Genomic DNA, 12,876 nt, shown 5'->3' on the forward strand with positions numbered 1-12,876 from the left:
ATTTTTTTTGTTTCTCCACGGTGAGTGAGAGGCTTTATACCTTTATTTTTCGGTATATCCTAGAAATCCTATATATATTTTCTTACTATAATCTACAGAAATAAAGTCAATTTTAACTGATGTAAAAAGTTGATAATCTAATCTAACCTTTCCGTATTACCTCCTGAAACCCACCCTATACGATCGCTCCCATCATCTACCCTAACTTTTTGCCATCTTTTATCAGAACTCTCTTCCAAAACTATAACTTCCTCTCGATAAGAAATACCTCCTATCCGATTAGAATTTCTACTAGGAGTATCGCGAAGAATCAAACCAATAGGTTCTACTACAATCGCCCTATAAGTTCCAGGAGCTAATTCATTTTCATTTGCTGATTTTGTACTGCTAGTAGCTACAGTTGGTTGAGGAGAGGTGCTAACTTTTTGGACTACAGGTTTTTCATTTTGAAATATTGGTTTTTCAGGCATTCTTGTGAGTTTAGCTGCAAAATAGAGAACTGCTGCTGCGCTAGCTCCAGCTAGTAATAGTATTGCTAAAATAAATCCTACTAAAAATTTGAAGAATCCATACAAATTCATAACTTTTTATTTTTTTCAATGGAATAGGGAATAGGGAATAGGGAATGGGGAATAGGGAACAGGGAGCAACTTGAAAGAGAAAAACATTTTTATTATAGATATAGCAATTCCCAAGAAGCGTGAGGTACAAAATTCTAGGTTTTAGGGAACAGGGAATAGGGAACACTTAACTGGGAAATAAGGAATAGAAAAGAAATTAAAGAGCTTGTGTACCTCATAAGCTTGAGAAACGCTATAATTAATTATAGTTAATATACAGCAAGCCATAAATATTTTGTAACTTTTCATCCTATGGTTTTTGTCTCCAAACTAACTCCAAAAATGGGATTGGGAAATCAAACCCCTACAGTTTTTCTCACAAATCATTCAGAATTGCTATAATATCAAATTTTCTGTTTTGTTGAGTATTTCAGCACCGAAAAATCAAGGTATAAAGCCTTCTATTTTAAGAGAAAAGTGCTAAGATATTTCCTGATATTCAATTACGTTACAGTTTTCCTTGAAGTAATTATCCATTATCAATTATCCATTATTAATTAATTTTAAAACCATCATATCTAGAAGCAAGACGGGCTTTACCTGCCGCTGCCCAATCTTGTAAAAACTTAATTTGTTCTTCAGCAGTTCTAGCTAAAGGAATAATTTGACTAGCAGACTCCAAAATATCCTCAGTAGTAAACTCACGATTTTGACTAAACCCAATGTGCATAGCTTCTACTAAAGATTGTTCTATTTCTGCACCAGAAAAATCTGGAGTTTCATAAGCTAGTCGTTGTATATCATAACTCTTAATATTATGAGGTCTTAACCGAGATAAATGTACCTCAAAAATAGCTTTTCTTTCCTCCTGGTTAGGTAAACCAACAAAAAATATTTCATCAAACCTACCCTTTCGTAATATTTCTGCTGGTAAAGATTCAATATTATTAGCAGTAGCTACCACAAATACAGGAGATATTTTTTCAGCTAACCAAGTAATAAAAGTACCAAAAACCCGACTCGTAGTACCAGCATCTCCTTGACTTTTAAACCCTGCAAAACCTTTATCAATTTCATCTATCCAAAGGACACAAGGTGCCAAAGCTTCAGCAATAGAAATCATCTGTCGGGTACGAGACTCCGACTCTCCCACCAAACCTCCAAATAAACGGCCCACATCCAAACGTAATAAAGGTAAATGCCAATGATGAGCGATCGCCTTAGCAGTAAGAGATTTACCCGTACCCTGTATTCCTACCAAAAGTAAACCTCTTGGATGAGGTAAACCATATTGTCTTGCTCGTTCAGAAAATGCCCCTCCCCGTCGCAATAACCAATCTTTCAAATTGTCCAAACCCCCAATATCAGAAATATTTTCATGGGCAGGATAGAAGTCCAATATTTGAGTTTGACGAATAGTTTGGCGTTTTTCTTCTAAAATTAGATCGACATCATCAACCTCTAATTCTCCGTGGGTAGCTATTGCTTTAGCCAAAACTCTTCTAATTCTTTCAATAGATAATCCTTGAGATGCCCTAACTACTTCATCTAATAAACGTTTCTCTAAAGATTGACCCATTGCCACTAACAAACGTTCTACCTCTTGGGAAATTTCTTGACTATTTGGCAGTGGAAATTCTATGATTGTAATAACTTCAGTTAAATCATCTGGAACAGATATTTCAGGAGCCAAAATAACTATATTTTTGGGTTGAGATTTTAACTTTTTGGCTAAATTTCTCAGCTTTCTAGAAATAGAAATATCTTCTAAAAATCTCTGAAAATCCCGTAATATAAATATGGCCGCAGCTGATTCCGGTAACTTTTCCAGCAGTTCTAAACCTTGAAGAGGATTTCTTTTTCCAAAACCTATATCATTAGGATTATTTTGATATCCTTCCACAAAATCCCAAAGATATACTGCTCTATTACCTTGTTTTTTTGCAGATTCAGTAATAGAATTTTCTACTCGTTCTTCTTCCCTTGTTTGAATATAAATTATTGAGTAGCGTGAGCGGAGTAGTAGTTCAAACTCTTCTTGAAAATTCATAATATTTTTTTTAATGGCTAATTATATCATGTTTAGTTTGTTGGTAGTTCAGAAAACATTTTTCTGGGCTGTTTTCTACAATAGCAACTAACGATATTTTTAGCCAAAATATACCCCTGACTATTGCAGTGTAACTGTTGATCCAAACCTGATATTAATTCTGATTAATAATCTTTCTTATACAGCAGTTTCCGAAGCTATGAGGTACAGTTTTTTTATTCTTTTCTATTCCCTATTTCCTGTTCCTTCAAACCTAAAATTTTGTACCTCATAACAACGGGAAGCGCTGTATGTTTCATACTTAACAAGCAACTTTAACATCAAACTATCAACTCTTAATTCAGTTGCCTTTTGAGCGCCTCTAAAGCTGCCCATCGACTATCTAAAACCGATGATGAAGTATTCATCTCAGATAATTTTATTCCTTGGCAATTTTTGTCACATAACTTTCTAGGAGGAACTGCTAAACAAATCTGCTCATATATCCATTCTCTAGGGTTAAAATCTCCATTTGGAGGCAAAGTTTCGACTAAATGTTCCACAGAATTTTCCGCCTCTATATGGAATAACTCTTTTTCAGTTGTAACTTTATTTAACCAAATTAATTCTTTTGGAGCGATCGCCAATTTATAATTATACTGTTTTAAACATCTATCACAAGTGAGGGTAATAATTGTTTCTGATTTTCCTTTAACTTCCAGATAATTTCCATGATGAGTTACTTGTAAATAACCCCTAACTGGAGTCAGTGTTTCCAAGTCTAATATAAACTCTTCAAACTTTATAGATTCAGTCCGATCAGTTTTTTTCAACAGACTGGGAATAGATATTAATTCCATCTTACTTCACCTCACTTATTCCTTACCAGAAATTCAGAATTCTACACTCATAATTCTGAATTTTCTCTACTCAAATTAGTTATTTTAATCTCTACAAATCATGCTTCTCTCCCAATTTTTTCTCTTTTTTGTTAGGTAAGCATTCAGCCGTCAGCTATTGCTTTTAGTAGAGCGATCAACGCTATATTAATTGAGCCAGAAAAATTGCAAAAATCAGATCCCTTAACCTTAAAGTCTATAACCCCCTCTAGGAGTACAGGGTCTTATTGCTGATAGCTGACCGCTGACTGCTAATAGCTGAATGCTTACTTGATTAGTTTCTAATTTTTACGACTAAACGGCGGTCTGGTTCCTGTCCATGACTGTAAGTTTCTAGGTCTTCACAGTCCTTTAACATAGTATGTATTTGACGACGTTCAGTAGAAGATAGAGATGTTAACTCATACTCCTGACCAGTCAAACGTACTTTTTTAGCTGCATACTCAGCCATTAATAATAATTCTTCTTGGCGACGAGCTCGATAACCTGATATTTCTACAGTGTAGGCCAAATGTTCTTCTGAATTATGATTATTTATATTCAGAATAGTATTGGTGAGGTACTGAATAGCATCAATTACTTTACCATCAACTCCTACTAGAATAGAAACTTGTTCTGGTGTCAGGTTAGTTTCATCTATTATCAACCAATAAGAATCTTCTTGTTGTTGAGCTATGACTTTTGCGGGAATTTTTGCTAAGTTTAGCAATTTCTCCAGCCATTGCTGTCCTTCATCTAGTCCTTGATCTTGATCTATATAACTATCGCTCATTATCTAGCATTAAGCTTTTTTCTTAGAACGTCCTGGTTCAAAAGGTAGTGCTTCTCTTCCCTTTCCTGTTTTTGTTGTTTTTGGTTGTGACTCTTCTACTAATTTCTGAATATCTTCAGGTAATGGTTCTTTCGATAAAATATATGCCTGAATAGTTTGAAATATATTAGCTATCAGCATATAAAGTAGCACACCAGCCGGGAGGGGAGTAAACAAAAATATTCCTGAAAATAGAATGGGAGTAATTTTGTTTATAGAGTCCTGATTTGGATTAGCATTGTTAGATCCAGGTCCTTGACCTGATATTGTCTGACTAGCATATATACTAACTCCAAAACCAACCACCATAATTAATATATCCCAGTGAATCGCCCCATCGTCATCAAAAGCACCGACACGACCGAGGGCTTGAATAAATAAAAACCCTTTATCTGCTGCAATTCCTGGAATTGTACCTTGAATTGTAGCTTCACCTGATTGTAAAGCTACTAAGTTTCCATCTTGATCTATTTGAACTCTTTCAGAACCTTTAGTAACAGTCCATAAAGGTTTAATTTCAGACTGATTATATTCCTGTTTTAAAGTTGCTAGAGATTTTCCTTGTTCTGTTTGAAATTCAACCTGAGTTTTATCTCCAACAACTAACTTATTACCACTAGGCATCAAAGCCAAAATTGGGTAGTGAACACCATCATTAATATATATATTTTGAGGTGAAGTTGTATAAGCCTGTGGTTGAATTCGTTCTAACTGTTCTTGAGGAAATATTTGTAAATCTACAGTATAATTAATATTACTAAAAGGCGATCCACGCAGAGTTGCAAATAAAGCAAAAAGTATGGGCATTTGAAAGAGCAGTGGCAAACATCCTGCCAATGGATTAAACTCTTTCATCAGTTGAGCCATTTCTTCCTGCTGTTTTTGTGGATCATCTTTATAGCGTTTTTGAATCTCCTCTTGTCTCTTCTTCATCAAAGGTTGCGTAACTTTCATCTTACGCATATTCCGAATTGACCCAGCATTTAATGGGTAGAGACTTGCACGAATTACAAGAGTTAAAGCTACAATTGCTAGACCATAGCTTGGCACGATTCCATAGAAAAAGTCTAGGATCGGCAGCATTATGTTGTTGGAAATAAATCCTATACCAAAATCCATTATTTTATGTCTACCTTGGGGCTGGTGATTTTTCTAAATTTGACGATTTGAAATTATTTATTACTACTAATTTCCACATCTAGTTAACTACTTTTTTGGTAAATCTAATAATTTATCTCAGCATTTTTACTAGGTTGATATTATATAGCAGGGAATAGGGAAATGGATAATGAATAGTGGATAATGAAAACCATCTCTAATTATCAATTATCAATTATCAATTATCAATTAATTAGTAGCACTATCAGCTTTTTGAGATTTTGCCACCATTTTTTCAGTTATGTAAGCTTCAATTTCTCTAAATCTTGGTATTGCCCTTAGTTCTAAGCGAGTACCATTTCTCAGGGTAATTGCTAGATCGCCCCAAGCTCCTAATCCTCTGGGAACTTTTGCCACCTTGATAATTTCTGAGTAAACAATATCTGTACGATCTTGTCCCATCCAGCCCCCTATGACTGAAACTCGGCGATTAGTAATCCGATACCTGAGCCACAAGGCCCTAACAATAGCCGCAACAGTTAGAGGTAGGCCAATAATTGTTAGGCCAATTAATAAATTAAAGATTAAATCTCCTATATGGGGACCACCTTCATAGAAGGCTTCCTCTCGAATACCCATGCAACACCTCCACTTGTGCCAATAACTTCTCTAATTGTTGCAGAAATTCATCATAATTGCACTGTTGGGCTGTTGGTTTTACCACAATGACTATATCCCATCCTCTGGATATATATGGCAATATTTGACGCAAAGCTGCTCTTATTTGGCGTTTGATTCGATTTCGGACTACTGCTCCTTTGCTCACCTTTTTGCTAATAGAAATTCCTATGCGAGTAGGTCTATGAGTTTCCAAGTTATCTTTATCTAGAGGTAATTTAGACTCTTGCTGATGACGCAGAGCCCTTAAAGCCAAATAAGAAGTATTTTTGCGAATTCCTTTCTGATATACAGCACTAAAGTCTTTATTATGACGAAGCCTGTTTTCTATAGGCAACATAGTGAGATGTCTAAATTTGTGAAACTCTCTAATAAACTGCCAGGCGCTCACGACCTTTTTGCCGACGTCCTCTAATTACTGCTCGGCCATTTCTTGTACGCATCCTTGTTCTAAAACCAGATACTCTTCTTCTCTTTCTACTGGTACCATGTAAAGTCCGTTGAGTCATTTTTATCTACTCCTTTACCATTAATCTAATAATAATTGAAAGTCACAATCTACAATTGTAGCATGGATATCTTAATCAAGCTAGCGTGGATCGATTTATCCTTCTATTATCAACTAAATATTCTATTCTATGCTCAAAAGCCATGTGCCAATATAACGCAATAAAGGTACATCACCAGGAGTCCTAATATTGGCATTAAAGTGATACATTCCTCCAAATCTGGGGTTTCTTACATTGTTGAGAACTACCTCAATTTTATTACCAGCAGGAATAGGTTCAGTAGGGTAAATTTCTATAAAATTATTTTCTTGGTCCCAAACTACTTCATCTATGGATATTGATTCTGGTTTTGTAGATTTTCCTCCTCCAACACGGATTTCTATATCGTCAGTATCAAATGAACCTTTATAGTAATTAGGATAAAAAATTGATAACTGGGCAACAGCTAAATTTAATTTGTTGGCTGGTATTCGGAGTCGATAACGATCCCAAGTCCCAGATTTACCAGAATCTAAACGGAAGTTTAATTGATTTTTCTGTTCTGGCCCACCAAATAATGTAAATCCTGGCATTCCCTGAGCTAAACTTGCCATTGAGAAGCCTGTTAATAAGCAACTGCTAACCATCAAAGCAGAAAGTATACGTTTCATAAAATTTTCTCTAACTTTAAAATCTCTTCACTAAAACTTTATCAACATTTTATAAATACAGCCAAAGAAAGTCAAAAGTCAAAAGTCAAAAGTCAAAAGAAAGAAAATTGTTGATTAATTACGAATTTTCAGGAAATTTGTCATAGGTTCAATAATGACAAAATCAATGACAAATTTTTGGTACTCAGAGTCACCATATTTTCCTCTGGCCACCTTGAATTCATAAGACAAGTTAAAGATAGCAACGAGCATCAAAATATCAGCCTAATAATTTTAAATAAGAACCAAGTAGTAAAACAACCATAAAATAGCTAGCTAACTCAGGCCCATTAATTTTAGGTAGGGTTCCCTGGTAAGGAAATCAAACTTTAGTAGACAAGGAGAATTTATGAGAATAGCAGTAGCTAAGGAAATTCTGGTCAATGAATCTCGTGTAGCCTTAGTTCCTGATGTCATAGCCAAATTAGTTAAACAGGGGCTAGAAATACAGGTAGAAGCAGGTGCGGGAGAAAAATCTTTCTTCTTTGATGGAGCTTACGAACAAGCTGGAGCCAAAATAATTTCTGATAGTGGCGCTCTGTGGCGTGAAACTGAGGTACTCCTAAAAATTGGGGTACTAGAGGAATCAGAAGTTGATAAATTACGGGAAGGTAGTGTTGTTATTAGTTTCCTCAACCCTCTAGGAAACCCTGCTCTTGTACAGCGTTTAGCTGAAAAGAAAGTAACTGCATTCAGTATGGAACTAATTCCTCGTACCAGTAGGGCGCAGGTGATGGATGCTTTATCTTCCCAAGCTAATATTGGTGGATATAAGGCTGTTTTGCTGGCATCCGCTGCTTTACCTAAGTTTTTCCCTATGTTAACTACAGCAGCAGGTACTATTAAACCAGCTAAAGTTTTAGTTATGGGAGCAGGAGTTGCTGGTTTACAGGCGATCGCTACTGCTCGTCGTTTAGGTGCAGTAGTAGAGGCGTTTGATATTCGTCCAGAAGTTAAAGAACAAGTACAAAGTTTGGGAGCCAAATTTGTAGATGTGACTCTCCAAGAGGATACTGTTGCTGAGGGAGGTTACGCAAAAGAACTTTCCGAGCAAGCTAAACAACATACTCGTGAAGTTCTGACACAGCACGTTGCTGCTTCGGATGTTGTCATTACTACTGCTCAAGTTCCTGGTAAAAAAGCACCATTGCTCGTAACTAAGGAAATGGTAGACCAAATGAAACCAGGAGCAGTCATAGTTGATATGGCAGCAGCACAGGGTGGTAACTGTGAATGTACTGAAGCAGGTAAAGATGTACAGTGGAATGGCGTGACTATTATTGGTCCTGTAAATTTACCAGCAACTATGCCAGTTCATGCTAGTGAGTTGTATGCCAAAAATATTACAGCTTTACTCAAGTTGATGGTTAAAGATGGAGAGTTAAATCTTAACTTTGAGGATGACATCATTGCTGGTGCTTGTGTCACTCATGCTGGTGAAATTCGTAACCAAAGGGTAAAAGATGCTTTAAGTGTTGCTGTTAATAGTTAAATAATTCCTCACTAAAAAGTATTGCTAGTTTGAAAAATTGCTAATAGTCAAAATGTCAAATAAATCTAATTTACTTAATAAATTAGGGATTGATATTTTTGCAGAAAGCTAAAAGCAATATGAGGAAAAATTAACTTCAGTAACTATAGCACTACCTAATCAAATGAGGAATTACAGAAGATTTGAAACTAGGTAAGATAAAACTTCTTCCTTCTTCCTTCTTCCTTCTTCCTTCTCAAAACAATTCAGTGTGAAAAGACTATGAGCGAAACATTAATTGCAGCTTTATTTGTATTCGTCTTGGCATCATTTGCCGGATTTGAAGTTATTAACAAAGTGCCACCAACTCTGCACACCCCCCTAATGTCTGGAGCAAATGCTATCTCTGGAATTGCAGTTTTGGGCGCACTAATTATCGCTGGTGACAAAGATTGGAATGTCACTGTAATTTTAGGTTTAATTGCTGTTGTTTTTGCCACTATTAACGTAGTTGGTGGCTTTTTAGTAACAGACCGGATGTTGCAAATGTTCAAGAAGAAGGAGGCTGCATAATGACGGACTTTATACCAACCGGAATTCAGTTAAGCTACCTAGTAGCAGTATCTCTATTTTTCGTCGGGCTGAAAAAGTTGGGTTCTCCAGCTACAGCTCGGAATGGTAATTTGTTAGCATCAGTAGGGATGTTAATTGCTATTGTAGCAACCCTACTCGAAAAAGAAGTTTTGAACTATGAAATGATTCTGATCGGAATCGTTATTGGTTCAATTATTGGAGCGATCGCTGCTTATAAAGTAGAAATGACTGCCATGCCTCAAATGGTTGGTTTATTCAACGGTTTGGGTGGTGCAGCTTCTGCAATGGTGGCAGTAGGTGAATTTTGGCGCTTTTTGGCTGTTGCTCAGTCTCCACCATTACCTACTACTATTACAGCATTATTGGGTGTATTAATTGGTGGCATAACTTTTACAGGTTCCTTAATTGCTTTTGCTAAATTGCAAGGAGTTATGACTGGTTCCCCCATCACTTTCCCATTACAGCAACCTTTTAATGCTCTATTATTTGGTGGATTTATTGTAGGCAGTGTTTATCTGTGTGTCACACCATTCAACTTACCCGTGTTTTTAGCATTGGTAGGTGTGTCTCTGGTATTAGGTGTAATGTTTGTTATCCCCATTGGTGGGGGTGATATGCCAGTGGTGATTTCTTTGTTGAACTCATTCTCTGGTTTAGCTGCTAGTGCTGCTGGTTTTGTGGTGATGAACAATATGTTAATCATCGCTGGTGCATTGGTTGGTGCTTCCGGTATTATCCTCACAGTTATCATGTGTAAGGGTATGAACCGTTCCTTAACTAATGTACTATTTGCTGCATTTGGTACTGGTGAAGGTGGCGGTGCTGCTGCTGGTGCTGGTGGCAAAACTGATAAGAGCGTTCATAGTATTGACCCAGAAGAGGGTGCAATGATGTTGGGTTATGCCCGCTCCGTAGTAATTGTACCTGGTTATGGTATGGCCGTTGCTCAAGCTCAACATTCTGTCCGCGAATTATCAGACCAGTTAGAAGGATTGGGTGTTGAAGTTAAGTATGCTATTCACCCAGTTGCTGGCCGGATGCCTGGACACATGAACGTATTATTAGCAGAAGCAAATGTCCCTTATCCTCAGTTATATGATATGGATGACATTAATCCTCAATTCGACCAAGCAGATGTGGCCTTAGTAATTGGGGCTAATGATGTGGTAAATCCAGCAGCTCGTGCAGACCAAAATAGTCCAATTTATGGTATGCCCATTCTAGATGTGGATAGGGCAAAGCATACTATTGTGATTAAGCGCGGTCTCAGCACTGGTTTTGCTGGTGTGGACAATGATTTGTTCTACAAGGATAAAACTATGATGCTGTTTGGTAGTGCTAAGGATATGGTTGCTAAGTTGGTTTCTGAGGTTAAGCAACTTTAAAGCTGTGATTTAAGTTTTAAGGTGTTTACCCCTAGTGGTTAATTCAGATTAATGTTCAATGGTTAATGCTTCTGTAAGTTTTACGAAGCAAACCATTGTTCATTTTTCAGGGGTTTTAATGAAGTCAGAAGTCAGATGAACAGGAGTTACACAAATTCACCTTGAGAAAAACATATGTAGGGGCGAATGGCATTTGCCCTCACTAGATTTAGTGTCCTTCGGTAAGTTCTGATGAAATCCGGTTATAAAGTTCTCGTATTTGCTACTTCCCATCAAGACAGACCTTACTTGATATACTCTATAGAACCCCTGAAGGTATCTGTTTAAAATTATAGATTGAGAGTAGGGGAGTGGGGGAGTGGGGGAGTAGGGGAGATGGTGAAGCAAGGGGGCTATTATTCTACCTTTTTCTCTATATTTTCTATCTCCTGACTACTGACTACTGACTCCTGACTCAAGATCCAAAAAACATTACCTTTGCGGAGATACGCTTAGGGCTTCTATAAATAATTTCTTTGCTTAGATTCTTCATTTTTTTCTTGATGCATGACTTTTGACTTTTGAATTTTGACTTTCTTTAGTTGAGCAAAATGTCCCCAATCATCTTGTAACTTTATAATTTATATTTTATATTTATATATTTTCACAAAAATCTTTGAATATTTGGTATATATTGTGCTAGTATATAACCGATAATGAGAATAAGTTCGGTTGCAATGTTTGTTCATATTGAGGGTCAATTTCCTGTCGTTATTGGCAAGCTTCTCTCCGAAGTCTAAATCTCTACACATCTCTAAATTTGGGAGAAAATCTATGTCAATTTATGTAGGTAACTTATCCTACGATGTCACACAAGAAGACCTATCTGAAGTGTTTCAAGACTATGGTACTGTCAAGCGGGTTCAGTTACCAACTGACCGTGAAACAGGACGCCCACGTGGCTTTGGGTTTGTGGAAATGAGTACAGAGGAAGAAGAAGAGAAAGCTATTAATGCACTTGATGGTGCTGAATGGATGGGTCGTGATATCAGAGTTAACAAAGCAAAGCCCCGTGAAGACAGAAAATCTGGCGGAGGTTATAGTAACCGCAGAGGTGGCGGTGGTGGTCGCTACTAAATTATAAAGAGCTAATTATTAGGGCTGAATTAATTCCTATAATTGTCTAGTTTTGTAGGAGTAGGTTAGGAAAATAAATTATTGGTTTTCACCAAAATTTATAAATAAAACCTGCCTCTACTTCAATTTTTCATAGCCATAAGTTGTTGATCGAGAGCTATCAAATAATCTCGCCCATACTTACCATTTTCTAATAAGAGTTCGAGATTTTCTGGCAAATCTTGAACCATTTCTTGACTACAGGAAGCAGCAGCTAAAGCTATAGTTGCCACTGTATCTACATCTCCTGTAAAATTAATACAATCCATTAATAAGCTGCTAATTTTGTCATTTCTTTGCACCGCAGTAATAGCAGCTCTAACACTCATCCAACCTTTAGAACCTACTTTTTGCTCCCAAGGTTCTGACCAAGGTTTACTAGGAACATGAGTTTCAAGAAATTTTCCTAGTTGGCTTTTTTTTCCTAAATTATAAATACAATAATGACTCATTAATGCTGAGGCGATCGCTGCATCAATTCCGTCAGGAGTGTTATGAGTAATAGCTGCTTGAATAGTTGCTTTTTGTTTGACTTCTTTAATAGTAGGAAAAATGCCAATGGGAGCTGCTCGCATTGCAGCACCACTTTTGTCGCTTGTAGGAATTATTTCTGCTAAAAATTGTTGCTCTGTTTTCACTTGTTTTAAAAAGTCATAAAATTTACGAGAATATCCTTCTCGTTCATCTCTTTTAAAAGCTTCAACAAATTTATCAGCTAAATTTTCTCGCGTCCAAGGTTCCCTAGAAATTATCATTTCGGTAATAGCAATGCTCATTTGAGTGTCATCAGTGTAGGAACCGGGAATAAGTTTGTGGCGCGGGTGCTTCACATAATTAAATAGATTATTGTGTTGTTTAATTAACTGAATATCTGCGTATTCAAAACCGGCGCCGTAAGCATCACCAATAGCAAGTTCTAGTAACATAATTTCAGTTATCAGTTATCAGTTAACAGTTATCAGTATCTCCTACTGAAGTAATATCATGTCCGAAAGAAT

Annotated in this window: 15 protein-coding genes; 4 read left to right on the plus strand and 11 right to left on the minus strand. The window is 36.6% G+C overall.

Annotated elements, in window-relative coordinates; all coding sequences use genetic code 11:
• Nucleotides 1-137 precede the first annotated feature (137 nt).
• From ACP6PK_RS00575 to ACP6PK_RS00620, 10 genes are all read right to left on the minus strand, one after another.
• On the minus strand, nucleotides 138-581 hold the full coding sequence (locus ACP6PK_RS00575; RefSeq protein WP_426556863.1) for an SH3 domain-containing protein: 444 nt from the start codon (nucleotides 579-581) through the stop codon (nucleotides 138-140).
• Between the two features lie 532 nt (nucleotides 582-1,113).
• Nucleotides 1,114-2,610, minus strand: a complete 1,497-nt coding sequence (locus ACP6PK_RS00580) for an AAA family ATPase (protein ID WP_426556865.1) — start codon at nucleotides 2,608-2,610, stop codon at nucleotides 1,114-1,116.
• 335 nt (nucleotides 2,611-2,945) lie between these two features.
• Complete coding sequence (locus ACP6PK_RS00585) at nucleotides 2,946-3,449, minus strand: YceD family protein (RefSeq protein WP_094678571.1); 504 nt, start codon at nucleotides 3,447-3,449, stop codon at nucleotides 2,946-2,948.
• Nucleotides 3,450-3,762: 313 nt separating this feature from the next.
• Complete coding sequence (locus tag ACP6PK_RS00590; RefSeq protein WP_094678573.1) at nucleotides 3,763-4,260, minus strand: Jag family protein; 498 nt, start codon at nucleotides 4,258-4,260, stop codon at nucleotides 3,763-3,765.
• 9 nt (nucleotides 4,261-4,269) lie between these two features.
• The gene (gene yidC / locus ACP6PK_RS00595; RefSeq protein WP_094678575.1) at nucleotides 4,270-5,418 is read right to left on the minus strand and encodes a membrane protein insertase YidC; all 1,149 of its coding nucleotides are present in this window, start codon (nucleotides 5,416-5,418) and stop codon (nucleotides 4,270-4,272) included.
• Nucleotides 5,419-5,646: 228 nt separating this feature from the next.
• Nucleotides 5,647-6,036 (minus strand): PH domain-containing protein, encoded by a 390-nt coding sequence (locus ACP6PK_RS00600; protein WP_094678577.1) that lies wholly within the window; start codon nucleotides 6,034-6,036, stop codon nucleotides 5,647-5,649.
• Complete coding sequence (rnpA, locus tag ACP6PK_RS00605; RefSeq protein ID WP_094678579.1) at nucleotides 6,008-6,415, minus strand: ribonuclease P protein component; 408 nt, start codon at nucleotides 6,413-6,415, stop codon at nucleotides 6,008-6,010. The genes ACP6PK_RS00600 and rnpA overlap by 29 nt, the downstream gene beginning before the upstream one ends.
• Nucleotides 6,416-6,443: 28 nt before the next feature.
• Nucleotides 6,444-6,584, minus strand: a complete 141-nt coding sequence (gene rpmH, locus ACP6PK_RS00610) for a 50S ribosomal protein L34 (RefSeq protein WP_094678581.1) — start codon at nucleotides 6,582-6,584, stop codon at nucleotides 6,444-6,446.
• A gap of 122 nt (nucleotides 6,585-6,706) precedes the next feature.
• Nucleotides 6,707-7,234: a DUF2808 domain-containing protein gene (locus ACP6PK_RS00615; protein ID WP_094678582.1), complete on the minus strand. Its 528-nt coding sequence runs from the start codon at nucleotides 7,232-7,234 to the stop codon at nucleotides 6,707-6,709.
• A 114-nt stretch (nucleotides 7,235-7,348) separates the two neighbouring features.
• Nucleotides 7,349-7,486, minus strand: coding sequence for a hypothetical protein (locus ACP6PK_RS00620; protein WP_426556869.1), 138 nt, complete (start codon nucleotides 7,484-7,486; stop codon nucleotides 7,349-7,351).
• Nucleotides 7,487-7,622: 136 nt separating this feature from the next.
• Here ACP6PK_RS00620 and ACP6PK_RS00625 point away from each other — a divergent pair, with 136 nt between their 5' ends.
• The 4 genes from ACP6PK_RS00625 (at nucleotide 7,623) to ACP6PK_RS00640 (ending at nucleotide 11,839) form a co-directional block, all read left to right on the plus strand.
• Nucleotides 7,623-8,765, plus strand: coding sequence for a Re/Si-specific NAD(P)(+) transhydrogenase subunit alpha (locus ACP6PK_RS00625; protein ID WP_426556871.1), 1,143 nt, complete (start codon nucleotides 7,623-7,625; stop codon nucleotides 8,763-8,765).
• Nucleotides 8,766-9,026: 261 nt separating this feature from the next.
• Nucleotides 9,027-9,317, plus strand: coding sequence for an NAD(P) transhydrogenase subunit alpha part 2 (locus tag ACP6PK_RS00630; protein WP_094678584.1), 291 nt, complete (start codon nucleotides 9,027-9,029; stop codon nucleotides 9,315-9,317).
• Entirely contained in the window at nucleotides 9,317-10,723 is a 1,407-nt protein-coding gene (locus ACP6PK_RS00635; RefSeq protein WP_426556873.1) for an NAD(P)(+) transhydrogenase (Re/Si-specific) subunit beta, read from the plus strand. The genes ACP6PK_RS00630 and ACP6PK_RS00635 overlap by 1 nt, the downstream gene beginning before the upstream one ends.
• Before the next feature lie 813 nt (nucleotides 10,724-11,536).
• Nucleotides 11,537-11,839, plus strand: coding sequence for an RNA recognition motif domain-containing protein (locus ACP6PK_RS00640; RefSeq protein WP_426556875.1), 303 nt, complete (start codon nucleotides 11,537-11,539; stop codon nucleotides 11,837-11,839).
• Nucleotides 11,840-11,961: 122 nt separating this feature from the next.
• On the opposite strand, the gene ACP6PK_RS00645 is transcribed toward ACP6PK_RS00640, so the two are convergent.
• A complete protein-coding gene (locus ACP6PK_RS00645) occupies nucleotides 11,962-12,804 on the minus strand; it encodes an ADP-ribosylglycohydrolase family protein (RefSeq protein WP_426556877.1) in 843 nt (280 codons plus the stop codon).
• Nucleotides 12,805-12,876: the final 72 nt, after the last annotated feature.

Source organism: Dapis hubbardiae BLCC-M172, assembly GCF_050016015.1.
Taxonomy (GTDB): Bacteria; Cyanobacteriota; Cyanobacteriia; order Cyanobacteriales; family Microcoleaceae; genus Trichodesmium.

What these genes read in the sequence shown, in the direction of transcription:
- rpmH (WP_094678581.1), bottom strand. Translation starts at nt 6,584, where the DNA reads ATGACTCAACGGACTTTACATGGTACCAGTAGAAAGAGAAGAAGAGTA.
- ACP6PK_RS00625 (WP_426556871.1), top strand. Translation starts at nt 7,623, where the DNA reads ATGAGAATAGCAGTAGCTAAGGAAATTCTGGTCAATGAATCTCGTGTA.
- ACP6PK_RS00575 (WP_426556863.1), bottom strand. Translation starts at nt 581, where the DNA reads ATGAATTTGTATGGATTCTTCAAATTTTTAGTAGGATTTATTTTAGCA.
- ACP6PK_RS00590 (WP_094678573.1), bottom strand. Translation starts at nt 4,260, where the DNA reads ATGAGCGATAGTTATATAGATCAAGATCAAGGACTAGATGAAGGACAG.
- ACP6PK_RS00620 (WP_426556869.1), bottom strand. Translation starts at nt 7,486, where the DNA reads ATGCTCGTTGCTATCTTTAACTTGTCTTATGAATTCAAGGTGGCCAGA.
- ACP6PK_RS00630 (WP_094678584.1), top strand. Translation starts at nt 9,027, where the DNA reads ATGAGCGAAACATTAATTGCAGCTTTATTTGTATTCGTCTTGGCATCA.
- ACP6PK_RS00635 (WP_426556873.1), top strand. Translation starts at nt 9,317, where the DNA reads ATGACGGACTTTATACCAACCGGAATTCAGTTAAGCTACCTAGTAGCA.
- ACP6PK_RS00615 (WP_094678582.1), bottom strand. Translation starts at nt 7,234, where the DNA reads ATGAAACGTATACTTTCTGCTTTGATGGTTAGCAGTTGCTTATTAACA.
- ACP6PK_RS00580 (WP_426556865.1), bottom strand. Translation starts at nt 2,610, where the DNA reads ATGAATTTTCAAGAAGAGTTTGAACTACTACTCCGCTCACGCTACTCA.
- yidC (WP_094678575.1), bottom strand. Translation starts at nt 5,418, where the DNA reads ATGGATTTTGGTATAGGATTTATTTCCAACAACATAATGCTGCCGATC.
- ACP6PK_RS00585 (WP_094678571.1), bottom strand. Translation starts at nt 3,449, where the DNA reads ATGGAATTAATATCTATTCCCAGTCTGTTGAAAAAAACTGATCGGACT.
- ACP6PK_RS00645 (WP_426556877.1), bottom strand. Translation starts at nt 12,804, where the DNA reads ATGTTACTAGAACTTGCTATTGGTGATGCTTACGGCGCCGGTTTTGAA.
- rnpA (WP_094678579.1), bottom strand. Translation starts at nt 6,415, where the DNA reads ATGTTGCCTATAGAAAACAGGCTTCGTCATAATAAAGACTTTAGTGCT.
- ACP6PK_RS00600 (WP_094678577.1), bottom strand. Translation starts at nt 6,036, where the DNA reads ATGGGTATTCGAGAGGAAGCCTTCTATGAAGGTGGTCCCCATATAGGA.
- ACP6PK_RS00640 (WP_426556875.1), top strand. Translation starts at nt 11,537, where the DNA reads ATGTCAATTTATGTAGGTAACTTATCCTACGATGTCACACAAGAAGAC.